We start from the raw sequence: 23,867 nt of genomic DNA, 5'->3' as shown, positions 1-23,867 counted from the left end.
GCCGTATTCCTCCTAGAAAATCTGCCACACCTGCACTGATCCGTCTACGCTTCCCGAGGCTATCTTTGTGCCATCCGGCGACCAGCCTACCGCATAGACCGCATTGCTATGCCCCCTGTAGGTATAGTGATCCCTTCCATTCGTAGTATCCCACACCTGCACTGTCCCATCAAAGCCCCCTGAGGCAATATGAGAGCCATCCACTGACCATTTCACAGCTAACACAGTCTTATTGTGGCCTCCATAGGTAATGACTTTTCCCTTCCCGGCCACAGTCCAGATCTGGGCTGTGCCATCTGCGCTTCCCGAGGCTATCTTTGTGCCATCTGGCGACCAGCTTACTGTATAAACGGCACTACCATGTCCTTTATAGACATGCAAGCTTCTTCCATCCAACGCGTTCCACACCTGCACTGTCCCGTCTATGCTACCCGAAGCTATTTGCTTCCCATCCGGCGCCCAGCTCACTGCATAGACGGCTTTGCTATGACCTTTATAGATAGACATATTGGCGCCGTCGAGCGCATCCCACACCTGCACCGTCCCATCAAAGCTACCCGAAGCTATTCTTTGGCCATCTGGCGACCAGCTTACGGCGTAGACACTCTTGCTATGCCCCTGATAGCTATAAAGCTTTTTACCGTTAAGGGCATTCCAGACCTGCACTGTCCCATCTACACTCGCCGAGGCTATTTTTGTTTCATCCGGCGACCAGCTCAGCGCCAGGGCAATCTTGCTATGGCCTTTATAGATGCAAAGATTTTTTCCATTGGCCGCATCCCATACTTGCACCGTTGCATCTTCGCCTCCTGCGGCGATTCTCGTTCCTCCTGGCGACCAGCTTACTGCATAGATGGGATTGATCGGCTCCTTAAAAAGTTGTATGGTTCGCCCGCTCACTACATCCCATACCGCCCCCTTTATATCTCTGCTCACAGAGACAATGCGCGTGCCATCTGGCGACCAGCTTACCGTATAGACGCTCTTTCTATGTCCTTGGTAAGTACACAAATTCTCTCCATTTGTCGCATCCCAGATCTGCACTGTTCTATCTCCGCCGCCCGAAGCTATCTTTGTGCCATCCGGCGACCAGCTTACCGTAAAAACTATATCTTCATGCCCTTTATAGTTATAGATATTGCTTCCACCTTCCACATCCAAGATCTGCACAGTTCTATCTCTTCCCCCTGAGGCTATCCTTGTTCCGTCCAACGACCAGCTTAGCGCATGCACCGGCTCTGCATGCCCTTGATAAACTTGCACCGCGTTCCCATTCATTGCATCCAAGATCTGCACAGTTTTATCTTTTCCCCCTGAAGCTATCCGCTTCCCATCCGGCGACCAGCTTAGCGCATATATCATATCCGTGTGGTCTTTATAGTTAGAGACATTGTTCCCATTGGTCGCATCCCAAACTTGAACTGTCATATCTTTTCCGCCCGAGGCTATTCTTGTTCCGTCCAATGACCAGCTTATTGCATAGACCACATCAGTGTGCCCCCGGTAGATATATATGTTGCCGCCATCCAGAGCATCCCAGACCTGCACAGTCTGATCGTCACCACCCGAGGCTATCCGCTTCCCATCCGGCGACCAGCTCAGTGCATAGACCGCATCTCTATGCCCTCGATATGTGTATACAACTTGACCATTGTGCGCATCCCAGATTTGTACCTCGCCTGCGGAGTCGCTTGAGGCGATATGCCGACCATCAGGAGACCAGGCAACAACATATGTTTCGGCAAGGTTGGCTCCTTTGTAGGTGTACAGCAAGGCAGGTCTGACCGTGGCAAGCGATGGGCGCGCGCTCTTCGCTGCGGAGGACTGCTTTCCAGCGCTAGCCTCCTTGCCAACCGCCGGAATAGGCTTTGTCATCCTCCGCCTGATACCGGATTGATGGCCTTTCGCTCTAATTGTATGTTCAGAAGCATCGGCCGAAGGTGCCTGCTGCTCCCCAAGTATTCTCCATTCAGAAGAGGAATGCGGTAAGAGAGAGGAGGTTTGAGGGTTACGAGAAGCATACTCGAAGGCTCTGGCAAAGGCTCCTACGCTTTTAAAGCGGCGATGAGGATCTTTGGCCAGGGCCACCTTGAGTACCTGATCCACCATCGCCGGAAGGGAGGGTACGCGCTCATGAAGTGAAGGGGGCAAAACAGAAAGATGTTGACCATAGAGTTCGGGAAAGGTTCCCGCAAACGGGCATGCTCCCGTAAGCCATTCATAGATCATGATGGCCAGGGCGTATTGATCAGAGACAAGATGCGGCTGACCCTGGAATTGCTCTGGGGGCATATAGAGTGGAGTGCCCAGCCCTTTATGAATGCCGATAGCCTGGGCTTCCTGGGCAACGAGCGAAATCCCAAAATCACTTAAAAGGAGCTCATTGTGGCGTCCTACCAGAATATTTTCTGGCTTGACATCACAATGAATGATCTGGCGCTCGTGGGCATACTGTAAGGCTTGGGCGATCTGTTGCACATACTCCACGACAGTAGAGAGTGCCAGGCGGCTCCCACGCGGGTGACGTTGGCGCAAACTCCCATTAGGGGCATAGTACATAACGAGAAAAGGCGTGCCCTCTTGCACATCAAAGTCGAGGATACGGATAATATGCCCATGGTCCAGGTGAGCAAGCGTGCGGGCCTCGGCAAGAAACTTTGCTTCATCGTTGCCGGCCAGTTGGGTGGAAAGGATTTTGATCGCAGCCTGGGACTGGAGACGGCGATGTTCTCCTAAATATACCTCAGCAAAGCCGCCTCGCCCCAGGAAATGGGTGAGGCGGTAATTGCCCAGATATTGACCAATACGGGTTTGCATTCCTTGCTTTTTCCTCTTTCAGAGATCGTGTTTCTATTATTAGACATATATTAACCGCAATGTTAAAATAGTCATGCATGTCAGTTATGGGCAGTAAAGTTTTTCGACGAGGAAATTGTACTCCAAATAGTGGAGTGCGACAAGAACGCTTGTGATTCTCTATTTGCTTTACCCACATATGTGCTATGTATTGTTCTGCCTGGTGGACCCTTTTCTGGCAATCAGGGACAGGCTGGCTGAGCAAGCGGAAGTCACAACGAGGTGCAGACGCCTTTCTTTCCCGCGTGATCCTTTTCTTTTTTTCTGCTTGTTGTGGCGGCGAAATCCGCCTCAGCTTTCTACCGGTGTAGCGCACGACGGCGGTGTAAGGCTGCCTATCAGGGCCAGAGCAGCACTTTGATGGCGCGGCGCTCGTCCATTGCGCGGTAGCCCTCGGCAACTTGTGCCAAAGGCAGTTGCAGGTCAAACACTTTGCCGGGGTTGATCTGGCGCTTCCAGATCCGCTCAATGAGATCAGGTAGGAAGCGGCGCACCGGGGCCGGGCCGCCATGCAAATGGACTTCCGAGAAGAACAACTCCTCGCCGTCCAGCTTCACATTGTGGGAGACGCCGACATATCCAATAAAGCCGCCTGGCCGAGTAGAACGGATGGCCTGGAGCATCGATTCCTGAGTGCCGACCGCCTCGATAACAGAATGCGCTCCGAGCCCACTTGTGAGTTCCTTGACCTTCTCCACGCCCGCCTCTCCGCGCTCGGTGAGAATATTTGTCGCCCCATACTCGCGTGCAAGTTCCTGTCGTTTCGCCTGGCGACTCATCGCAATGATCCGCTCGGCCCCTAACTGCCTGGAGGCGAGCACGGCGAGGAGCCCGACTGCACCGTCACCGATGACCACAACGGTCTTGCCTGGCCCCACTGAGGCTGCATCAGCCGCAAACCAGCCAGTGCCGAGCACATCCGAGGCGGCCAGGAGCGAGGGGATCAGGTCCCTGTCGGGCCTGCCCGGCGTGGCGACCAGGGTACCATCGGCGAGCGGGATGCGCGCCAACTCGGCTTGAGTGCCGATGGTTTGCGATACGAACTGGCCATGTACGCAACGGGACTGATAACCGGCCTTGCAGATCTCGCAGGTGTTGTCGGAGATAGCAAATGAGCCGATAACGAAGTCGCCTACCTTGATGTTCTTGACCGCGGAGCCGACATCCTCAACAATGCCGACGTACTCGTGCCCCATGGGCTGAGGCTGGCTAAGCTCTTCAATGCCGCGATAGGGCCAAAGGTCGGACCCGCACACGCAGGTCGCCACTATCTTGATGATCGCATCCGTTGGCTCGCTGATCTTCGGGTCTGCACGCTCCTCAAAGCGCACGTCCCGGGGGCCGTAAAGCAGAGTTCCTTGCATAGCTGATCTCCTGAGTGAAGGGATGATTACGTCTGCCTCTTAAAGGTTTCTTTCACTACGCTAATACAGTTGGCTTGTCAAGAAGGACATACGGATGAATTTAAGCCAGATTACCACACCGCAGAGCTCTGGGTCTTCTCCTACCGGCGATGTAGTGCTTTCGGCAATGGATCGCATTTCTCCATTGCCCAGCTTGAAATAACTGTGATACACAGCCCTCATTTTATATAGCACATTGTATCCTTTTGTCAAAAAAGCTCTTCCGGGTTCGTAGGAAAGGGACAGGTATGAGGGAAATAGGCCAATTTCAGGGAGCAAGAGGAAAATCTGGGAAAGCTGTTAGCTGAATCGAGGGCGCAATTCTATCGCAATGGATACTTTCAATTTCTTTTCGGGAATGCAACGAGAAAGACACTACGAACTATTCTTGCAGCCTTCCAATCTCTCTAACGGGCTTCCCTTCTTTTCGGGGTTGTGAGCGAAATTGGATTGCTCGTCAAGTGATAAAGCTTCCAAATTCCAAGCGGGAAGGGAAATGTTGGGACAGGCTGTGATCGAACGGGGCTCGCGCCCCGTGCCCCCGGTTAAGGGCCAATCCGCTAGGTCGCGGCGCCCCCTTAACAATCCCTTTTTTTAGGAAGGCAGAAAAGCTCTACCAATCCCTCTAACGGGCTTCCCTTCTTTTCAGGCTTAATCAATCAGGCTTCTACGAGTATTATCCTCTTGAGCTTCCAATTCCTCTAACGGGCTTCCCTTCTTTTCAGGCAGTCGGCCAATAGCCTGGACAAACTGATTGAACAACTTCCAATTCCTCTAACGAGCTTCCCTTCTTTTCGAGGGCGAGTATGAAGTTGCCACGTTGCTCAATTTACATGTTCCAATCCCTCTAACGGGCTTCCCTTCTTTTCGAGAGCTACCCTTCTAATATAGCCTGAACAGCGGCCAAAAACAACGTTTTGCGAGGATCTCATTACTTACGGGCATTTAAGACCCATTAAAGCTGCCATCTCCGACCCTTATTATGTTTCCAGCCGCCCCAGGAGCCAGGCGAGCATCTATGCTCAGAGCTTCCAGAGCGCTAGTTGCTCGCATCTCAACACACGAACTTAAAATTGCTGGCGAGCTTTGGAGGCTGCCATAGCATAAATGTCCGCCCCTTCCAGAAAAGCTGTAGTAAGCTCAGGGATTGCTTTCAGGCCTGGCATGGCATATCCTGATATCGGAGGGAGTTACAGAGATGAGCGCATATGAACAATTTGCCAGCTTTTTGCGTGCCTGGACCGCTGTCCCTGACAGGGAGCTTGCTAAAGCGGCTGAGATTTTTCAGCCCGCTGCTGTTCCCAGGGGTACTATCTTCCTGCATGCTGGCGAGATTCCACAAACCATCAGTTTTATAGTTTCCGGGCTGGCCCGCCTCTATTATATCGAGCCGTCAGGTCTGGAACGCACTAAGGCCTTTCGGCTGGAAAACCAGTTCGTCTGTGCGTACAGCGCCTTGCTGCGTGGAGAGCCATCGCGCCTCTTTATCCAGATGCTAGAGCCGAGCAGTCTGCTTATAGCACCATATCAGGCTTATCAACGGCTCGCGGCCGGCCACGTATGCTGGCAACAGGTCAGTCTCAAGATCGCCGAGTGGCTGTATGTGGAACAAGAGCAACGTCAAAGCGAGCTGTTATTAGATGACGCCACAACACGCTACCTCAAGTTTCTAGCCGAGTATCCAGGGCTCACCACAAGAGTCAAGCAGCTACATATAGCCTCCTATCTCGGCATTACTCCCGTCTCTTTAAGCCGCATCCGCGCACAACTCTCTAATTCTTAACATAAGATAATGCTTTCTCCCACGATCTCGGCTATCCTTTGCTCGTGTTCGCCCGGCCACCCATAAGCTCATTTATGGGACTTGGCGAAACACAGGTGAATTTCTCAGAGAGTGTCCTAACCACAAGAATCAGTAGCGGAAAGGAGATAAGCGCGAAAGCATAAGCCGAACCGAGGCGAGCTGAAGAAAGGCTTCTGAACTGGTGGTGAGCCCTTCGTAGTCGCGAGCTAAGCGGCGGAAACGGGTGAACCAGGCCAAGCTGCGTTCGACGACCCATCGTTTCCTTTGCACCTGAAAACCCGTCTTGGGCCGGGGCAGCAGAACCGGTTGGCCGTCCACGAGGATCCAGTGCTGATGGGACCTATTGTGAGCCTGTGGCACCAGTTCTGTGGTCCAGTGCAATCGCTGCGCAATCCAGTCGAGCAATGGTCCTGTATAGCCCTTATCCGCAAAGAGGTGGCACAGACGCGGGAAAGAGCGCGGCAACTGGCTGAGCAAGAGCCTGGCCCCCACGCGATCCACGATGTTGGCGGCATGCACTTTGACAGCCAGAAGGAAACCCTGCGTATCCACGAGCACGTGGCGTTTACGCCCATAGATTTTTTTTCCCCGCGTCGAAGCCCTTGTCGCTTCCTGGCACGGGAGCCGTTTTGATCGACTGGCTATCGATGATCGCAGCGCTGGGTTCCGGGTCCCGCCCCATCTGGGTGCGTACCTGTCGGCGCAGGTGGGCCATGATGGGCTCCCAAATCCCCGCCTGCGTCCAGATGCGGAAGTAGTGATGGGCCGTTTTGCCATTGGGCAGGTCGTGCGGCATCTGTCGCCATGAGCAGCCTGTGCGCAACACATAGAGGATAGCATTGACGATTTCTCGTCGCTCGTGAAGGGCCGTTGTGGCCTGGGCAGAGACTGCTGGGATGAACGGCTTGATCAGCTCCCATTGCGCATCGGTCAGATCCGACGGGTAACGTTTTCGCTTGATTGGCTCACACATCTTGGTTCGTTCCTTTCGAGTTGTGCTTTCGGCTGAACTCTCCTTTCTCTGAACTATCGGCTCATTGTTCTAGCTAGGACACACTCTCAGGAAAGACAGATATAAGGAGCTGAATCATGAGTCATGGAATGATGCGTGTAGCCGCGATTGAACGCTTTGGAGACCCCGAGCAGCTTTCTATCCAGAAAGTCCCTCTTCCTGATCCTGGCCCTGGGCAGGTACGAATGCGCATTGCGGCGGCGGCAGTCAATCCTGCGGATCTCGGCATGGTCACAGGCGTCTACCGTTGGAAGGAAGAGGTCAGTTTTCCATTAGTGCCCGGCTACGATGCGGCCGGAAGCGTTGATGCGCTTGGCGAGGGAGTCAGCAGTTTCCAGGTGGGCGATCAAGTCATTGCTTGCTCCCAGCACTCGCTCACCCAGGTTGGAACCTACGCCGAATATGCGATTCTCTCAGAGCACTACCTGGCGCCTGCGCCCCAGGGCATCGAATTGATAGCGGCGGCCAGCCTCCCACTGGCCGGGCTGACAGCGCTGCAGGCCCTGGAACAGCTGCAACTTGCGCCAGGGCAAACCCTACTCATTAACGGCCCGTTGGGAGCTGTGGGAGGCTTCGCGCTACAGCTGGTGGCGCTACGAGGAATCCAGGTTCTGGCCCCTACATTTGCCCATGAAGCTGAGCTAGCGCGTACCCTTGGCGCAACTTTCATGCTTGATCGCGAGCAAGATATTCCCGCGCAGGTGAAGCAGGCAGTACCGTCAGGCGTTGATGCAGCGCTTGATGTAATCGGCGGTGTTGCGGCAAGAAGCGCGTTTGAAGCTGTGCATGATGGAGGGCTCTATGTTACCGTAGTTCCGGAATTTTGGGTTCCAGGTGGACAATTCGTTCCGCAACGTGGAATCACGCCCCGCGTGGTGGGTGTCCGCTCAAATACGCTGCAGTTGATTGAGCTTTCGAGCTTACTCGCTAATGGCCAGCTTACAACACGCGTGGCCAAAGTCTTTAGCCTGGAGCACGCCAGTACTGCCCATCGACTTCTCGCCGCCGGCAGTATCCATGGCAAAATCATCCTGCTTCCCTAAACAGCTCTATAGCGCGTCTTGAGGTCGCAGAGCCGCGCCATCAGGCTGGCTTCATCGCCGATATTCTCTGGATAAAGAATGAGGCACAGAAGTCGGGAGCCTGTATCTCCTCTAGCGCGCGTTGGCGCAGGATCTCGATTTCCTCTTCGCTCTCATTCGTGAGATGGGAAAAGAACGATGTAGCCAGCCGAAATGCTATGGCCAGATCCTGCGTCATTTCCCCATGGGCCGGAGTACCATATGAGTAATCGAGCAAAAAGGCTTCTCGTCGTATCACGCTCAGGCCCGCCTCACGGAGCAAACGGGGATACATCGACACGATACCACTATTGGTTCCTTCAGACGTGAAGCAGTGGCCCACCTTGCGTAAGGCTTGCATCATCAGTACCATCAAGCGTGTAAGTGAAGGGCTGTTCGATCCGCCATCATCGCCCTCCACGCCAAGCAGTATTCCACCAGGTTTGAGCACGCGATAGCACTCGCGCAAAAAGGCTGACCAGAGAGCCGGTGTAAGAAATGCTATAGCAGTCCTGATGTGAAGCAGATCAAAACTTGCCTCGGGAAAAGCCAGGCCCTTACATACATCCATAACCCTGAAGCGCACATGCGACAGCTCTTTCTCCACAGCCAGCGCTTGCGCATAACGGGTCATCACTTCGGAGACATCTATGCCAACGACGTTTAAATCAGGGTATTGCTCGGCCAGAGCAAGCACCCATTCACCGGGACCACAGCCAATATCCAGGGCCTGGCCTGCACTCAGGTGTATATCATCGGGCAAAAGATTGGTAGCGCCAGTAAACACACGGGCTTGTCGGGTCAAGCGCGCCATCTCAGCAATATTTTCCACTTCCACTGGATAGCTTGATTCCTGGGGTGTCTGTTGCGGCATAGTAGCTCCTTCCCTCTTTGCATTCTTCCTTGATCCTTCTACTATTGCATAGATGCGCTTATAAAGTCAATAAGCAAATTTTGCCCGTCTGGCCTTCCTATCAAACTTATTTTTCTAATACAGGTAATAGAAGAGAAGTAAATTATTTTTTGTACTAAGCATATCGCAACAGAAGGCTTTAAATTTTCTATCCCGCGAATACGTGCCCTGTCACATAAAATTGCGTACTTGTCTCCGTTCTCTTTATCCTATACATTCCCTGTATGAGCTTTTTCTCTAAAACTTATAGACATCTTGAAGAGAGGACATCATGATACAAGCAAATACGACACGCAAAGTTAAAGGCTGGCAGCGGAAAACCTGGCATCACAAGACTGAGGTACCCGGCACTAATCTCTTCCGTATCGAGATGATTCATCACTATGAAGGCGCGCTTGAAGGCGAAGGCAGCATTCAGTATCTCATCGCACAGAACAAGAATCTCACTGGTAGCGTGATTGCTTTAGAAAAAGTGACAGGCAGCATCGCTGGAAGAGCGGGCAGCTTTGTTTTCCAACAAATAGGCACGTTTGAGCATGGGAGGCTCAAGCTAAACTTGACAGTGGTACCCGGATCGGGCACTGATCAACTGTCGGGCTTACGCGGACAGGCCAAGCTTGAAAGTGAGCTCCATCAGGAAGTTTATTTGCTACCCTTTGAGTATACATTTGAAGAAAGTGAGTAGTTTATAGCTCACAATTGACCGTTACGCCCGTTCTTATCCTATAAATTTATCCCTCATAGGGATAAGAGACTAAAAATCGGGCCTCGGGAGCATCTTCGCGCCTTCGATGAATTACCACTTCAAAGCGCGAAGATACCCTGTCAGGACGCACGCACTTCCGCCTCGTCCAGCACCGGCCAATCAAACTCCAGATCAAGTTCCTCGCATATCCATCTGCCCCAGGCATAGAGTTGGCGCAAAACCGGTCCCGAATTTCGTCCCAGCTCTGTGAGTTCATATTCAGCCCTGAGCGATCCGTGTGCAGGAGCTTGCCGGGAAAGCACTTTCATCCGCTCTAATTCCCTCAGTTCCAGAGCGAGCATCTGCCGACTGATCTTAGGCAGGAGCTTCTGCAACTCATTAAAACGTTTGCTTCCGCTGAGCAAATGATACCAGATCCAGAACTTCCAGCGGCCGCCCAGGCTAATCATCCAATCAAATTCAAGGTTGACTTGTCCACCATACCACTGGCCCCAGGCCGCAAGCTGACGTACAATCGGCTCCGCTTTCCGTCCCACTTCCGTAAGCGAGTATTCGACCTTCGGAGGTACTTGCACATAGACCTGTCGGCGCAGCACCCCCACCTGTTCTAATTGTCGCAACTCCAGGGTAAGCATCTGCCGACTGGCTTCGGGAACAAGTCTTTGCAATTCGCCAAACCGTTTGGTGCCGCTGAGCAAATGATACCAGATCCAAAACATCCATTTGCCGCCTATCCCCACGCCTCCTAACGGGCACACAGTAGTCTTTTTCACACGTGACATACAGTACCTCCATATCAGAGGATGATGTGCTCATCCCTGTCACATAAAATTGCGTACTTGTTCCCAGCCCTCTACTCCTTGTACATTCTCATTGTAGCAAATGAACGGCTTAGAGACAAAATATATCGCCAAGAACAGCGAGAAACTTGTTTCTTCTATTCTCAAGAGAAAGGAAATGCTCTATGAAGACAATCGTTAATATCCTGCATTGGATCGGAGGCCTGGCTGGCCTGGGAGTCTTAGCGCTAGGACTCTTTATCTGGATTAGCGGAATGAGCCCGATAACACTGCAAATAGTTCATGCACTACTGGGTTTGACCTTCGTTCTTGCCCTACTCATTCTAGGGATTATAGCAGTCATAAGCCGCGAAACGCGGCTACAAGGAATTATGTGCATAGTATATGCTCCACTCGTGCCCATCTTTGGAATGCTTCAGATGACCTTGCTCGTTGGTGATCTGCACTGGCTAATTAGAGGCGCTCATCTGCTCATCGGGTTGGCTGCATTTATCCTCTTTGGTACTACAGGTATGCGTTATCTACGTGTCAAAGAGCCAGTCCATAAAGTGGGCAAACAGCCGCAGCTCATACGCTAAGCTCAGGGGATATGATGATGGCAAAACTCTTTTCACGCCTGGCGTTGGGCTTTCTGCTCGTCACCATCCTAACTGCCTGTATGGCAGCTGGGACTTCTACACAGACCACAGCGGGCACGGAAGTACACATGGATAGTAGCAGATTTAGCCAGACCGAGATCACCATTCAGAAGGGGCAAAGCGTGACGCTCATCAACGACGATCCGCTCACGCCCCATGTCATTGCCAATGGGACATGGGAAAATGGTACAGCCAAACCAGGGATAGAACCGAATACTCCAAAGGTGAAAGATCTGCAAATTAATGGGAGCGCGCGTGCCACGCTTGGTCCGTTTAACGCTTCCGGCACATTTCGCTTCTACTGCACTATCCACCCGGGCATGAGTTTGACAGTCATTGTCCGAAGATAGAAGCAAGCGCTATACTTTCTATCAGGGTTTGTTGATCGTTATGGCTCGTCGGTAGCTTCCCTGCCCGTGAGAGACACCCAACCCGGGTTATTCTGAACGGCGCTGCACTTGTCTCTCTGGATAGGCGACTGTTCGTATTAATAGCATAGGAAGCTGTACCAGGAACACCAGACATAGGAGTAATGATGAGCCAGGAACAACAGTCGCCAGACGATGAGCAGGCAAAAACACACGATCAGCCAGAGGATAGTCGGGAGGCTGAAGCCCAAAAGCTCTCTTCTGCGCAACGCATGCGCGAGGAGCTAAGACGACTGCTGGCTGAAGTTATAGGCACGTTCATGCTTGTTATCGTTGAGGCAGGGGGCATTGTTGTAGCCGATCTTTTCCATCAGGATATCAACTCGGCAGCCCACTACGCCTCCTGCGGACTGATTGTCATGGCCATCATCTACGCACTTGGCAGTGTCTCGGGTGCACATATCAATCCAGCTATCACCTTCGCCTTTGCCCTGCGCAAGGATTTTCCCTGGAAACGTGTGCCAGGATACTGGATCGCGCAACTGATCGGGGCCCTGGCTGCAGCAGCGCTCATCCGTCTGCTCTTTGGCAACGTGAGGCAGCTAGGCGCTACTATACCCCATATGGAGGCGATGCATGTCTTTGCGGTAGAAGCTCTACTCACCTTTATTCTAGTCACCGTTGTTCTCGGGGTCGCTCCCAAAGGTGAGCTGGTTGGTAACAACATGGCCATTTCTGTGGGCGGGACTATCGCCCTGTGCGGCTTGTTCGCTGGACACATTAGCGGAGCCTCAATGAATCCTGCCCGCTCATTTGGACCATATCTTGTCAGTGGACAGCTGGGAGAGGTCTGGATCTATATCCTTGCACCTTTCGTGGGAGCTCTGATCGCGGCTGGCCTGGCCTGGCTCCTACGCGGAAGAACAACGTCCAAGGCGGTCGAGGCAGCTAAAGGCAAATAGCTAGCGACGCTCTCACCGCAGCTGACACCTACTTTTCTCTTTTCTCAACAGCAATTCCATGTTATACTAAGCCATACTTTCAAGCTCAGGAGATAGCATGTCACGGCCCATACGACCCCCTTTGGAAAGTCTTTTCGGGAAACCGGTACAGGAAGAACACTCACCAGGAGAGGATCGTCTCGTTATGCTCTGCGATGGAGTCTTTGCCATCGCCATCACACTACTCGTGCTCGATATCAAGCTTCCCCCAATTCCCGCACATATCGCTGATCCCGCTGGCTTCGTACATAACAATATCATGGGACTTTTGCCAAAAATTGTGATCTATTTGATTACATTTTTTCTCCTGGCACAATTATGGCAGGATCATCGCACGATGATGCGCTATATCCAGCGCCTGGATAAAGTCTTTATCTCGCTCACATTCCTCTTTCTTGCCTTTATCGTCTTTTTCCCTGTCGCCTTCAATATCGCCGCCGAATACAGCGACTTCCCAGAAGGTGTAGTGTTTTACACGCTTTCTTTGATCGGCTGCGGTTGTAGCGCGCAGCTACTATGGTTGTATGCTTCCTGGAGGCACCGCTTAACTGGTCCGGAAACCAACTCTACATTGATTGCCTCTAGATCCATCCATTCCCTCATCGTTCCGGTATATTTCTGCCTATCGCTTCTATTGCTTCTCATTCCTTCTTTTCACGACCAGCCTAGCAAGGTCTATTGGAGTTGGATCTTTCTACCAATTTTCGCGGTGTTCATTGGTCGCATTTTACACAGGTTCTTTCCTGCTTTAGAGGTGCCTCCTGCGGACAAGGCGCAAAATTTGCCCAGCGAAGAAAGTAATAAAGATGACGAGAAATACCAGAAAATTGAGCAGCAATAAAGGAGATGGACTTAAATATAGGTAGCTTGAAGAGTTTATTACTCGTTTTTCCCTTTATAGGATAGATACACAGAGATAGAAGTCCCCTGCATAGGCATACTCTGAATCTGCAAGGTTCCCTTGAGCTCTCGAACTCGCTCTTGCATCGATTGCAATCCCAGCCCATAGTAGCTCTCCTGCATAAGAGGTTTGAAGCCTTTGCCATTATCTTCAACACATAGCATCACCTGTTCTTGCCTGGCTGCCAGCTTAAGACTAATCCAGCTCGCCTGCGCATGGCGAACCGCATTAGAAATTGCCTCCTGCGCAATACGGAAGAGAGCATGCTCCATCTGATCCGGCAAGGCAAGTTCTGCAATGTCTGTGACGATAGCCAGATCGAGGCGCGCGTGGTACATAACTGCAAGTTCTTCCAGAGCCTCTTTTAAGCCCAGATCTTCCAATTGCACCGGGCGCAGCTCTAGCAGGAGAACCCGCATCTCCCGCGTGATAGTCTCCGCCGTGCGCCCAACAAGAGCTAGCTTCTCCTTGAATACGGCCGGCTCCAGTTGACTGGTCTGCATCCCCTCAGCTAACAGACGTAACGAGAAGAGATTTTGGGAGATAGCATCATGTAGTTCACGAGCCAGTCGTGCGCGTTCCTCCCAGCGCACATTCTGTGCAAGCAATTCTTGTTCGCGTTGCTGGCTCTCAGCCAGCTGTTGGGCCATACGATTAAATTGCTCTTCGAGGACGCCTACCTCGTCCTTGCGCTGAACCGGGACACGCAGCGTATAGTAGTCTCCATTGGCAATGATTCTTGTCGCATGGGCCAGCTGCCGTAGCCGCAGCACCAGCTTACGAGAAGTCCAGAGACCAAAGAGCCCACCTATTAGAGCAAAGATGGGTAGAGCAACACCCAGCAGCAGGGCAGCGCCGGGGAGAAAGATGGAAGCCCACCACAAGATCTGGCCTGCGGGAGAATGATGTGGGAGCCAGAATGCCAGCCAGTTTACCACAACAACCAGGACGAGGAACACCACCACCAGAAGCATATTCGTCCACATATAGGCACATCCCAGACGCATCTGTAAGCTTGCGAAGCCAGGAAATGGGAAGAAAGGGCGCTTCGATGATCGAGAAGGCCTGGGCGAGAAGGGCTTGAGCATCACGGGCTCGCTTTCTCTGGCATAGAAACGAAACATCAGCTGGGAATCGCCTTCTCTGGAAGGCAGTACCTCTTTAGTATACCATCTGCATAGTGTATAGGTGATCACCTGTGTGGGGGAGGGCACTACCTCCATTTGGGGGAACGGCGCTTGCCTTCCCTCTATAGCCCTTCAAGCAACAGGCAAGTGTTCCCCCAAATGTCAACCTCAAAATAGCTACCTCCTGGTGATCACAGTGATGCACCTCGCACGCTATACTCCTCTCATGCATTTCATTTAGCCCGGAGGATAATATGTTAATTATTATGAGCTTTGCCATGAGTCTTACCATCATCTTCTTTCTCTTTTTCATACTCAACTTACTCACATTCTCGCGCCTGCAACCTGTCAGCTTAAAAAATCATGAGCAGCAAACGGCTCCCTTCTTCTCCATTCTTGTTCCGGCGCGCAATGAGGAGCACAATATCGCTGCCTGCGTCAGTTCTCTGGTTGCCCAACATTATGAGCGGCTAGAGGTGCTGGTGTTGGATGACACGAGCGATGATGCGACGGCGGAGATCGTTCTGCGCATCATTGATGAGCTACCGGCTGCACAGAAAGGACGGCTGCGCCTTTTACCAGGTGCCGAAGTGCCGCCTGGATGGGCCGGCAAGAATTTTGCCTGCCATCAGCTCTCACAGGTCGCCAAGGGCGATTACCTGTTCTTTACTGACGCTGACACCATCCATCATCCTGAAACGATTGCCACAGTCCTCGCCTGCATGAAGCGATCTCGTGTCCAGCTGTTGACTGCTCAGCCTGAGTACATGCTGAATGGTCTGGGGGAACGCTTGATTATGCCTTCCTTCAATTTTATGAATATGACATTTCTCCCTCTTCCCCTTATGGCGCGTAGCAAGGCGCCAATCCTGGCAACAGGTAATGGGCAACTTCTCTGCTTCGAACGCTCGGCCTACAAAGCTATTGGTGGGCATGTCGCTGTAAAAGGAAATATTCTTGAGGATGTTGCGTTAGCACGAGCAACCAGGGCCGCCGGTTATCGCATGATCTTCGTCAATGCGCTCTTGCTGGTTCGCTGCCGGATGTATCGATCTCTAGCAGAGATCTGGCAGGGATACTCTAAGAATTTCTTTGCGTTCTACAATCATGCGCTTATGTTTGCATTGGCTGGGCTTATCCTCAAGCTGCTGCTCTATGTTCTGACCCCATTCTTGCTGCTGTATTCACTGTTTGTTCCACTGTCACCTTTACCGGTATTGCTCTCCAGCATAATCTATGGGATAACTATTACCATGCGGATAACGCTCTCGTTACATTTTGAGGGTAGAGCAGGAGCCATGATGCTTCCGCTCTGTTTGCTGCACCCTATCGCAATACTATTTGACTGTCTCATCTTGCTGAACTCGATTCGCTGGTATTACCGTAGCAAAGGCATAGAATGGAAAGGACGACAATACAGAACTCAATCCGCCGCTAATCTCTTGTCTGAATAAGTTATGGGCTAGAAGGAAGCAGGGACTATGGAGCTTCAATAGGCCTTTGCTTCCCTAAAGCCTGCTTTGCTGAAGGCGCTCAAGGCAGCCACGGGTAGTGGTTACCTCTGACTGCTCGGGGCCCAGGTGAAGCTCATAAATTTGTAAAGCGCGTTGATAGAGCGCCTCGGCTTGCTCATATTTCTTCTGTTTTTCATAAAGCGCGGCCAGGCCTCGAAGCGTATTGGCAACCTCAACGTGATCAGATTCGAGCTGTTGCGCTTCTATATGGAGAGCGCGCTGATAGAGCGCTTCCGCCTGCGTACACTTATCAAGATCCCGATACAAGTGTGCCAGGCAATTAAGTGTACCAGCAATCTCGGGATGCTCAGGACCCAACTGCGACTCATAGATGTGCAGAGCACGCTGATAGAGCAACTCCGCCTCCTCATATCTTTTCAGGTCGCGATAGAGATAGGCAAGATTATGAAGCGTGCCTGCAGTCTCCGGGTGTTCGCGTCCCAGGCATCGCTCTTCTATCTGTAGAGCTCTTAAGTAGAGAGGTTCGGCCTGCTCGTACCTTTGCTGTTTCCAATAGAGCAGAGCCAGATTAGCAAGTGTAGAAGCGGTTCCTAGATGCTCAGGTCCCAGGCGCTGTTCTCTAATGGCCAGCGCGCGCTGATAGAGAGGTTCGGCTTGCTCATATTTTTCCTGCTGCCAGTAGAGCAGAGCCAGATTATTGAGCGCCTCGGCAACTTCTGGATGATCCGCTTCAAGGCAATGTTCTTCTATCTCCAGGATACGCTGTAACAAGGCTTCGGCCTGCTGATAGTCAACCTGTCTCCAATAGAGCTCAGCACGCCTCATGAGAAATGGGATGAGCGCTGGATGCATACACTCATACTGTCGCTCCCCCAGGCCTAGAGCTTGTTCGAGTAGTGGCTCAGCCTCACGATAGCGCCCACGCTCCAGCAGATACCCTCCTATCTTGCATAAAAGTTCTCCACCCTGGGCAAGCACATTTTCTGCCTGCGGAAGCAACTGTAAGCAAGCCATAGCGTGTGTCAGATAACGTTCACACTGCCTCCAGGTAGCGAAGGTCCCATCGGGAAACATTGTACTCAGCAGTTTGATAATACGCTCGCGCCACAATTGTTCTTCGCATTGGCTCATCTGATCCTGTAGGACCGCTTGTACCAGGCGATGAAGAGAGAAGCTGTGAGTCTCAGCGTGCCTCCTCACCAGCGAGGAGCTGCGCAAAACTGCCAGGGCCTGGTCAAATTGATAAGGATCAGCTACCATTGAGCTCAAAATATCCCCAAGCTGGGCACCACCCTCCACAAAGAACTCTTCGGGGATCGCTTCAGGATACAAAAAGGCGCAAGCCTTCAGAAGTTCACGCGCCATAGGATGCTTGTCAGCTACTTGTTCTATCGAAAGCGTAAGTGTTGTAGAAACGGAGTCAGGATGAACGCCACTATGCCTGCCCCGATGAGCCAGGACTTGTTTTCGTTGGGTACGAAAGCGCTGAAGATAATCAGCAATGCTACATCCGGCCTCCTCAATATAAGCGCGGGCCTGATCTAAGGCTAAGGGTAGTCCTCCTAACGCCGTTACAAGCTCCCTGGCAGCAGCCTCTTCCTGCTGGTCGAGCGCCATGTACTCGGTAGCAGTGGCATCCAGATTGAACAGACTTCGCCGCACCGCATGACCTAGCAGTTCCATGCCTTCCTTCATATTCATTGGCAGCAGGGCAAAAGGCTCAATCAGAGGACCAAGCGTCTGCTGACGACTCGTCACAAGAAGCGTCCCCTGGCAGTTAGCCGGCAGAACCATGCGCAGAATATCCATATCCTCCACGTTATCAGCAATCAAGAGCCAGCCAGTCCAGGTAGCGAACCAGCGTTGGACCGCGTTCAGCATACAATCCTGTTTTGCCTCCTGGCCTTCAGGAAGATTGAGCTGTTCGGCAATCTGTTGCATGCTTGCCACCAGGCTCTCCGTCGTTTCTGCGGCCAACCAGAAGACAGCCTGATAGCAATCAGCATACCGATAGGCATATTCAATAGCCACTTGTGTCTTACCTATCCCGCCCAATCCCACAAGAGCAAGCGCCTGAAGCTGCTTAGTAGCCGGTGTAACCGTGAGGAAAGTATGTATGGTATGTAAAACCTCTTCTCGGCCTGTAAAACATGGGTTGCGCATACAGGGCAGAGAGCAATAACGAGGTTGGAAAGAGGGAGGTGAAGCCGGAACAGGGCTAACCTTTTGGGGAAGCTCAGGCCATAATTCCAGTTCAGATACCGTTTTCGCAAAGAGCGCACACAGCCGCTGACGAAAGTGGGGGCTGGGATGAGCCCTCCCTCGCTCCCAACGATTAACTGTAAAGCAATCAGTACCTACCTGTCTGGCGACATCGGCTTGCGACCAACCATGCGAGAGGCGTTCTTGCCGCAAGCGCTCATTGGGTACATGCGTTGAGGAATTTTCTTTCCTTGCATATCTAACCATGTCTATTTCTCTCCCTTAAAGTGCCTGAATTCTCAATAGGAAACCAAAGGGCTCCTTAGGGTCTCTACACACCCAGCCCAGCGATCAAGTTTCATATGCTTCTGACGCTCTATCGAAGAAGTCCCAGCAACGTATATACGAAAGCCTGCTATTCATAATTTCTCCTGCATAGCATCTTCTGTTCGTACTGCTAATAAAATATAAGCACAATAAAGAGGGTAAAGGTAGCACCCTCTTAACATATTCCATGTTGGTAGCGTGTGTGATTGGCACTCAGAGGTTTTGTCGTCGATAGTGTAATCAGAAATGCAGAGTTAGGCCATGACATTATCCAGACACATGGCAGACATTTCACCTTAATTACTTTTTATATCCTAAATGTTTCCACTGAATGAATTTCTTTCTCCATGATAGATACCTATCATGTTCCTTCTCCGCACTGCTTCCCGTTAAAACAATAGGCAAATACTTTATATTAGTAGCCGTGAATAGAGCATATGGGCGGCCTTCGTTTTGGGGTGAGTTACTCCAAGACAAGCTTTGCGAATCTGCAAGGCCCTCTCCGCAAAGGCACGCGCCTCAACAAGAAAGCCCTGTCTTTGCTGCAAGAGAGCCAGGTCATAGAGTATCTGTGCCGTTTCTGGATGATCAAGGCCCAGGCGCTTCTCCTGGAGCATCAGCGCCCGCCGGTATAATCGTTCTGCCTGCTCCTTCTTTTCCTGCTGAGCATAGAGCCTGGCCAGGCCATTAAGACATCTGGTCAGGGAAGGATGCGTAGGTCCCCGCACCAATTCCTGGATATGGAGGGCACGTTGATATAAAGAGTCGGCCTGGTTGTATTTTCCTTGTAGCAGGTAGAGATCGGCCAGACCCACAAGGGCCTCGGCCACATACGGATCTGCCGGCCCAAGCAACTGGTCGCGAATAGTGAGGACCTGCTGATATAACGGTTCCGCTTGCCTGTATTTTCCTTGTTCCGTATATAATTCTGCCAGTGTGAGAAGCGGATAGGTTACAAGCGTATGCATCTCGCCAAAGGCCTGAGCCCATATCTGCCGAGCCTCCAAAGCCAGTGACTCGGACCGCTCATATTTTCCCAGAAGAAGATAAAGATCGGCGAGATTACTGTACAGGTAGGCCAGCCTGGCCGGCTCGGCTTGACTTTGCTCAAGGAGGCCAATGGTATGCAGGTAAAGGGGCTCGGCTTCTGCGTATTTGCCAACGGTTTGGTAGAGAAGCGCCTGGCCCATGAGTGCCCGAACTACTTCATAATGCGTCTCGCCTAATCCTCTTTGGCCAGCATCAAGCGCCTGTTGGTAACATATCTCTGCCTGTTGATACTGCCCTTGATCATAGTTGAGCAGGGCCAGACCATTATAGACATGGGCCATTCCTGGATATCCCGCTTCCCCATACTGTTCCCAGATATGGAGGGCCCGCTGATACCACTCATCGGCTTGCCGATACTGGTAGCGCTCACGATAATAGTCAGCAGCTTTTTGCAAGATTTCAGCCAGGGCCTGGTCCTCAATCCCATCGGGAAATTCATTTGCCACCGCCAGAACATGGGAGAGCAGCCTCTCACACTGTTTCCAGGTATCAGAGATAACGCCGGGGAATAGGGAAGTGAGCACAAGGATAATCCGCCTCATCCAGCTGATCTGTTCCTGTGCGTTCATACTCGCTTTGAGGACCTCCTGCACAAGGCGATGAATAGAGAGAGATTGAGTTTCGGGCTGGCGTTGCACCAGGGAGAAGCGGCGTAGGGTTGCAATCGCTAGATCAAACTGGAGGGCATCGCGCGCCAGCGGTTCAAGCGAAGGCCCCAGATGTATAGCCCCTACCCGAAACAATTCTTCTGGAATAGCTTCCGCGTGCAAAAAAGCGCACACACGGAGCAGATCGAGCGCAGCTTGTTGCTCACGTTCAACCTGTTGACTGGCGAGCAGAAACGTGGTCGCCACGGATTCAGGGTGCTCACCTCCCGAAAGCCCACGTCGTCCTAGCAAAAGAGCCCGCTGCTGCTTATAACGCTGGACATATTCCGCGAGACTACATCCAGTTTCTTCAATATAAGCGCCGGCCTGATCGAGGGCCAGAGGCAATCCTCCCAGCAGCGAAACGACTTCCCAGGCTGCTGCATACTCATCAGGTCTACATAAAGCAAATTGCTGCTTATGTTCGTCTGTTGCCTCAAGGGGCAATAATTTGGTACGCCGCAGCAGAAATAACGTTCCCTCATCCTTCCCCAGAGGAGCCAGATTGAGGCCTTGAGCAAAAGGCCCCAGGGTCTGATTATGTGTAGTAATCAGGATAGAACCTCGCCTGACGGGAGGCAAGTAGTCTTGTAGCTGCTTAGGATCTGTCAAATTATCGCAGACAAGTAACCAGCGATCATGCACAGCCAGCCAGCGCCGCAGCCCATCTACAATGCTCTGGTGATCGGCTTGATTGGCTTCGGGCAGTTGCAGCAGACGGGCCAGGCTTTCTATACTGGCGAAAATGCTCTCGCTGTTCTCAGAATTGATCCAGAGGACTGTTTGATATTCTGCAGAATAACGCTGGACATACATCAAGGCTATTTGCGTTTTGCCAATTCCTCCCAACCCTTGCAAAGCATAGGCCAGATAAGGCTTTGTTCCCCACTCAAGGCCAAGGCGGCCATGCAAGAGTTCGAGAACCTGCTCGCGACCCGTGAAACAAGGGCTGGGCGGCCCTGGCATGTTGTAAAAAGAAGAGGGGGATAGCCGCTCGTCCAACTCAACAAACAGATCCTCCGGCTGCAATCCGAAAAAACGGCTAAGTTTGAGCCTGATGTATCCCCGGGGGATGCTTTGACCTCGTTCCCACCGACTGATACTTCTGGGTGATACGCCCAGGGCTTCGGCAAGGGCTTCTTGAGAAAGATGGAAGCGTAGGCGTTCCTGTTGCAAACGTTTTCCTAAATGCTGGCTGGTTTTCATAGCCCCTCTATAACTTACTCTGATAAAGAAAAAAGTTGTAAGAGCATTATAGCCCATTAGCAATAATTACAAAACAAATTGGATCAACAAGAGCTATTTTTTCAAGGCAGGACCCTGTATGCCCAAAATTGCAAGGTTTTTCTAGGCATCTCGCCTTCTATCAACTATCCTAAATAACTGTAAATTATTCTGTTCTTGACTGCAAATTTCAAAATTAATCTGGTGGAGGAGTACCATTATCCGGGCAACATATCCAAGATCATCAATTCTGTGCATTAGCGTTCGCCCCTCTTTCCGCCTCCAGGCAGGGCATCGAGTGCTGAAGCAGAGAAGTAGGGAGGAGTGCGTATTTCTACTTGGACCATTAGGTAATTTCTCTCCATGTTTTCTTTCCTTTTTCCCCTTCCCAGGCGGCATTAGTAAACTCTTGCCAATTGTTACGATTGCTCATTTACCCACGTGTCTTTTAGAAGTGGATGATTTTTTCATGCATCAAGCGAGTAGGTGCGAGCATGGTGCATCAGCTTACTCTTTGGTAGAGCAAGAGAGAAGCGGCCCGCCCTTTTCATACTAAGGAGACAACCCAGAAGATGAGCAAACTTATCAATCCTCAACCAGATTTCTTTCATCCCGAAAGCGAGCAGCGGAAACTGGAAGCCATGCCTTATGCCCCGGCGGTGGCACAGATCAAGCTCTTCGGCAAGTATCGCCGCATTCGCGGCCTGATTATGCCGGCATTCTTTGCCCTGGCCATCATTGTCGTGATCGGCATTTTGCTATGCCTCTGGCTGGTACAGCTCCCGGCTGTACAGTCCTTCATCGCCACCTTTCCCTGCGTGAGGCCGGACCCGGCCGTCAAGCCTGGCTTTCCGCTCTGGGTGCGTATTACTCATCTCCTGACCTTTATCTATCTTCTATTTCTTGTGCGCAGTGGTATCAACATCCTGTTGGATCATCCACGCCTCTATTGGACGCTTAATTGCACGCCGGGCAAGGAATGGTTGCGCTGGCGCGGCGATGTGCCGAAGAATAGCCAGTGGACCTCAAAAGATGATTCGGTCACCGCGCCATACTGGCTGGGTTTGCCCGGAGGACGCCACACCATCGGTATCGCGCGTCACTGGCATTTCATGTTTGATATACTCTTCATTCTCACCGGAGCCGCCTTTATTATCCTGCAATTTGCCCTTGGCGAGTGGCAACGACTGGTACCCACAAGCTGGTCCCTCTTTCCCGGTGCCGTGACCTGCGCTCTGCAATACGGTAGCCTGCACGATCCGGCCAGGATCTACGGCATTAGCGGCTATGTTCGCTTCAACGCCTTGCAGCAACTCACCTACTTTGCCATCGTCTTCATCGTGGCGCCCTTACAGATCCTGACCGGAATTGCGATGTCACCGGCCTTCGACAATCAGTTCAAATGGTATCAACGCATCTTTGGCAACCGCCAGATTGCGCGCTCGCTGCATTTTCTCTTGATGTGCTTCTTCATCCTCTTCTATATTGGACATATGATCCTTGTCGCCTATACTGGCCTTTTAGCCAACTTAAATGGCATTACTCTCAACATCAACAATACAAGTTTTCTGGGCTTCTGGCTAACCTTACTCGCCGTTGGGGGCGGTCTTGCCTTGACGGCTGGAGCACTGAGCTTCTCCTGGAAGTTTCCTAACGTGCTACAAAAGATCAGCGCCCTTACAGTGAATCCTATCATGGATCTCGTCTTTGACCGGAGTGTGCGCGCCCAGTATAAGAAAGAACAGATCTCGCCTTACTTCTGGCAGAATGGGAAATTACCGACAAGCGAGGAGTGGAAGAGGCTCAAAGAGAACAACTGGCAGGACTACCGGCTTAAGGTCTCCGGGTTGGTGAATAACCCTGTGGATTTGTCGCTTGAGGATATCAAGCATCTAACAAAGAAGCAGCAGACCACAATGCATAACTGCATTCAGGGCTGGTCGGGCATTGCCGAATGGGGTGGAGTGCCGTTCAATGAATTGATCAAGCTGGTGAATCCGAAGCCGGAAGCTCACTATGCTATCTTCTATTCGTACGGTGAAGGCCTGGAGGGCGGCGAATACTACGATTCGCATACGATGCACGATCTTGAACATGATATGAGCTTGCTCGCCTATGAGATGAACTATCAGCCCTTGAACGATGAACACGGCGCTCCGCTGCGCCTACGTGTAGAGAATCAGTTGGGCTTTAAAATGGTCAAGTGGATCAAGGCAATTGAATTTGTGGAGACTTATAAGAATCAATTTGAGGGTCATGGCGGCTATAACGAGGATCACGAATTTTACGGCTATCGTACCGAGATTTAACGCTAGCTGTAAAAGAGGACATAACCAGGTTGCGGCCTTGACT

17 protein-coding genes are annotated in these 23,867 nt (G+C 51.7%); 9 read left to right on the top strand and 8 right to left on the bottom strand.

The window, feature by feature from the left end:
• Window positions 1-12: 12 nt before the first annotated feature.
• Together EPA93_RS11605 and EPA93_RS11600 are read right to left on the bottom strand one after the other, a co-directional pair.
• Window positions 13-2,817, bottom strand: a complete 2,805-nt coding sequence (locus tag EPA93_RS11605; protein ID WP_129887559.1) for a WD40 domain-containing protein — start codon at window positions 2,815-2,817, stop codon at window positions 13-15.
• A gap of 377 nt (window positions 2,818-3,194) precedes the next feature.
• Window positions 3,195-4,220, bottom strand: a complete 1,026-nt coding sequence (locus EPA93_RS11600) for a zinc-dependent alcohol dehydrogenase family protein (RefSeq protein ID WP_129887557.1) — start codon at window positions 4,218-4,220, stop codon at window positions 3,195-3,197.
• Between the two features lie 1,237 nt (window positions 4,221-5,457).
• Here EPA93_RS11600 and EPA93_RS11595 point away from each other — a divergent pair.
• Window positions 5,458-6,042 carry a Crp/Fnr family transcriptional regulator gene (locus EPA93_RS11595; protein WP_129887556.1) on the top strand — a complete coding sequence of 195 codons (585 nt, stop codon included), beginning with the start codon at window positions 5,458-5,460 and terminating at the stop codon, window positions 6,040-6,042.
• 129 nt (window positions 6,043-6,171) lie between these two features.
• Here the strand turns inward: EPA93_RS11595 and EPA93_RS11590 are convergent.
• Window positions 6,172-7,036, bottom strand: a protein-coding gene (locus EPA93_RS11590) for an IS5 family transposase (protein WP_242527276.1) whose coding sequence is annotated in 2 segments (ribosomal slippage) — window positions 6,172-6,651 and window positions 6,653-7,036 — 864 coding nt in all. Because the reading frame shifts where the segments join, the coding sequence is not laid out codon by codon here.
• A 116-nt stretch (window positions 7,037-7,152) separates the two neighbouring features.
• Here EPA93_RS11590 and EPA93_RS11585 point away from each other — a divergent pair.
• A complete protein-coding gene (locus tag EPA93_RS11585; RefSeq protein WP_129887554.1) occupies window positions 7,153-8,118 on the top strand; it encodes an NADP-dependent oxidoreductase in 966 nt (321 codons plus the stop codon).
• Window positions 8,119-8,158: 40 nt separating this feature from the next.
• Here EPA93_RS11585 and EPA93_RS11580 read toward each other — a convergent pair whose 3' ends face one another.
• On the bottom strand, window positions 8,159-9,010 hold the full coding sequence (locus EPA93_RS11580; RefSeq protein ID WP_129887552.1) for a class I SAM-dependent methyltransferase: 852 nt from the start codon (window positions 9,008-9,010) through the stop codon (window positions 8,159-8,161).
• A 310-nt stretch (window positions 9,011-9,320) separates the two neighbouring features.
• Between EPA93_RS11580 and EPA93_RS11575 the strand changes: the two genes are divergently transcribed.
• Window positions 9,321-9,734, top strand: coding sequence for a DUF3224 domain-containing protein (locus EPA93_RS11575; RefSeq protein WP_129887550.1), 414 nt, complete (start codon window positions 9,321-9,323; stop codon window positions 9,732-9,734).
• 140 nt (window positions 9,735-9,874) lie between these two features.
• On the opposite strand, the gene EPA93_RS11570 is transcribed toward EPA93_RS11575, so the two are convergent.
• Window positions 9,875-10,537 (bottom strand): winged helix-turn-helix transcriptional regulator, encoded by a 663-nt coding sequence (locus EPA93_RS11570; protein WP_129887548.1) that lies wholly within the window; start codon window positions 10,535-10,537, stop codon window positions 9,875-9,877.
• Window positions 10,538-10,719: 182 nt separating this feature from the next.
• On the opposite strand from EPA93_RS11570, the gene EPA93_RS11565 reads away from it, so the two are divergent.
• From EPA93_RS11565 to EPA93_RS11550, 4 genes are all read left to right on the top strand, one after another.
• A complete protein-coding gene (locus EPA93_RS11565) occupies window positions 10,720-11,133 on the top strand; it encodes a hypothetical protein (protein ID WP_129887546.1) in 414 nt (137 codons plus the stop codon).
• 11 nt (window positions 11,134-11,144) lie between these two features.
• Entirely contained in the window at window positions 11,145-11,543 is a 399-nt protein-coding gene (locus EPA93_RS11560; protein WP_242527386.1) for a cupredoxin domain-containing protein, read from the top strand.
• A gap of 182 nt (window positions 11,544-11,725) precedes the next feature.
• Complete coding sequence (locus EPA93_RS11555; protein WP_129887544.1) at window positions 11,726-12,523, top strand: MIP/aquaporin family protein; 798 nt, start codon at window positions 11,726-11,728, stop codon at window positions 12,521-12,523.
• Between the two features lie 97 nt (window positions 12,524-12,620).
• Window positions 12,621-13,403 carry a TMEM175 family protein gene (locus EPA93_RS11550; protein ID WP_129887542.1) on the top strand — a complete coding sequence of 261 codons (783 nt, stop codon included), beginning with the start codon at window positions 12,621-12,623 and terminating at the stop codon, window positions 13,401-13,403.
• A gap of 38 nt (window positions 13,404-13,441) precedes the next feature.
• Here the strand turns inward: EPA93_RS11550 and EPA93_RS11545 are convergent, their stop codons facing one another.
• Window positions 13,442-14,587: a HAMP domain-containing sensor histidine kinase gene (locus EPA93_RS11545; protein WP_165423036.1), complete on the bottom strand. Its 1,146-nt coding sequence runs from the start codon at window positions 14,585-14,587 to the stop codon at window positions 13,442-13,444.
• A gap of 257 nt (window positions 14,588-14,844) precedes the next feature.
• On the opposite strand from EPA93_RS11545, the gene EPA93_RS11540 reads away from it, so the two are divergent.
• Window positions 14,845-16,044, top strand: a complete 1,200-nt coding sequence (locus EPA93_RS11540; RefSeq protein WP_129887538.1) for a glycosyltransferase family 2 protein — start codon at window positions 14,845-14,847, stop codon at window positions 16,042-16,044.
• A 54-nt stretch (window positions 16,045-16,098) separates the two neighbouring features.
• On the opposite strand, the gene EPA93_RS11535 is transcribed toward EPA93_RS11540, so the two are convergent.
• Window positions 16,099-18,534, bottom strand: a complete 2,436-nt coding sequence (locus EPA93_RS11535; RefSeq protein WP_129887536.1) for a tetratricopeptide repeat protein — start codon at window positions 18,532-18,534, stop codon at window positions 16,099-16,101.
• Between the two features lie 470 nt (window positions 18,535-19,004).
• The gene (gene fxsT, locus EPA93_RS11530; RefSeq protein WP_165423035.1) at window positions 19,005-21,497 is read right to left on the bottom strand and encodes an FxSxx-COOH system tetratricopeptide repeat protein; all 2,493 of its coding nucleotides are present in this window, start codon (window positions 21,495-21,497) and stop codon (window positions 19,005-19,007) included.
• Between the two features lie 590 nt (window positions 21,498-22,087).
• Between fxsT and EPA93_RS11525 the strand changes: the two genes are divergently transcribed.
• Window positions 22,088-23,824: a molybdopterin-dependent oxidoreductase gene (locus tag EPA93_RS11525; RefSeq protein ID WP_129887532.1), complete on the top strand. Its 1,737-nt coding sequence runs from the start codon at window positions 22,088-22,090 to the stop codon at window positions 23,822-23,824.
• The last annotated feature ends 43 nt before the right edge of the window (window positions 23,825-23,867 follow it).

Origin of the sequence: Ktedonosporobacter rubrisoli (genome assembly GCF_004208415.1) — a bacterium.
In the GTDB taxonomy this organism is placed as follows: Bacteria; Chloroflexota; Ktedonobacteria; order Ktedonobacterales; family Ktedonobacteraceae; genus Ktedonosporobacter; species Ktedonosporobacter rubrisoli.
The sequence above is the reverse complement of the archived record's forward strand: the minus strand, read 5'-3'. Positions and strand labels throughout refer to the sequence as shown.

Coding starts and splice junctions, on each gene's coding strand:
- EPA93_RS11600 (WP_129887557.1), bottom strand. CDS start 4,220: ATGCAAGGAACTCTGCTTTACGGCCCCCGGGACGTGCGCTTTGAGGAG.
- EPA93_RS11545 (WP_165423036.1), bottom strand. CDS start 14,587: ATGTTTCGTTTCTATGCCAGAGAAAGCGAGCCCGTGATGCTCAAGCCC.
- EPA93_RS11595 (WP_129887556.1), top strand. CDS start 5,458: ATGAGCGCATATGAACAATTTGCCAGCTTTTTGCGTGCCTGGACCGCT.
- EPA93_RS11565 (WP_129887546.1), top strand. CDS start 10,720: ATGAAGACAATCGTTAATATCCTGCATTGGATCGGAGGCCTGGCTGGC.
- EPA93_RS11585 (WP_129887554.1), top strand. CDS start 7,153: ATGAGTCATGGAATGATGCGTGTAGCCGCGATTGAACGCTTTGGAGAC.
- EPA93_RS11535 (WP_129887536.1), bottom strand. CDS start 18,534: ATGGTTAGATATGCAAGGAAAGAAAATTCCTCAACGCATGTACCCAAT.
- EPA93_RS11570 (WP_129887548.1), bottom strand. CDS start 10,537: ATGTCACGTGTGAAAAAGACTACTGTGTGCCCGTTAGGAGGCGTGGGG.
- EPA93_RS11550 (WP_129887542.1), top strand. CDS start 12,621: ATGTCACGGCCCATACGACCCCCTTTGGAAAGTCTTTTCGGGAAACCG.
- EPA93_RS11540 (WP_129887538.1), top strand. CDS start 14,845: ATGTTAATTATTATGAGCTTTGCCATGAGTCTTACCATCATCTTCTTT.
- EPA93_RS11575 (WP_129887550.1), top strand. CDS start 9,321: ATGATACAAGCAAATACGACACGCAAAGTTAAAGGCTGGCAGCGGAAA.
- fxsT (WP_165423035.1), bottom strand. CDS start 21,497: ATGAAAACCAGCCAGCATTTAGGAAAACGTTTGCAACAGGAACGCCTA.
- EPA93_RS11605 (WP_129887559.1), bottom strand. CDS start 2,817: ATGCAAACCCGTATTGGTCAATATCTGGGCAATTACCGCCTCACCCAT.
- EPA93_RS11580 (WP_129887552.1), bottom strand. CDS start 9,010: ATGCCGCAACAGACACCCCAGGAATCAAGCTATCCAGTGGAAGTGGAA.
- EPA93_RS11525 (WP_129887532.1), top strand. CDS start 22,088: ATGAGCAAACTTATCAATCCTCAACCAGATTTCTTTCATCCCGAAAGC.
- EPA93_RS11555 (WP_129887544.1), top strand. CDS start 11,726: ATGATGAGCCAGGAACAACAGTCGCCAGACGATGAGCAGGCAAAAACA.
- EPA93_RS11560 (WP_242527386.1), top strand. CDS start 11,145: ATGATGATGGCAAAACTCTTTTCACGCCTGGCGTTGGGCTTTCTGCTC.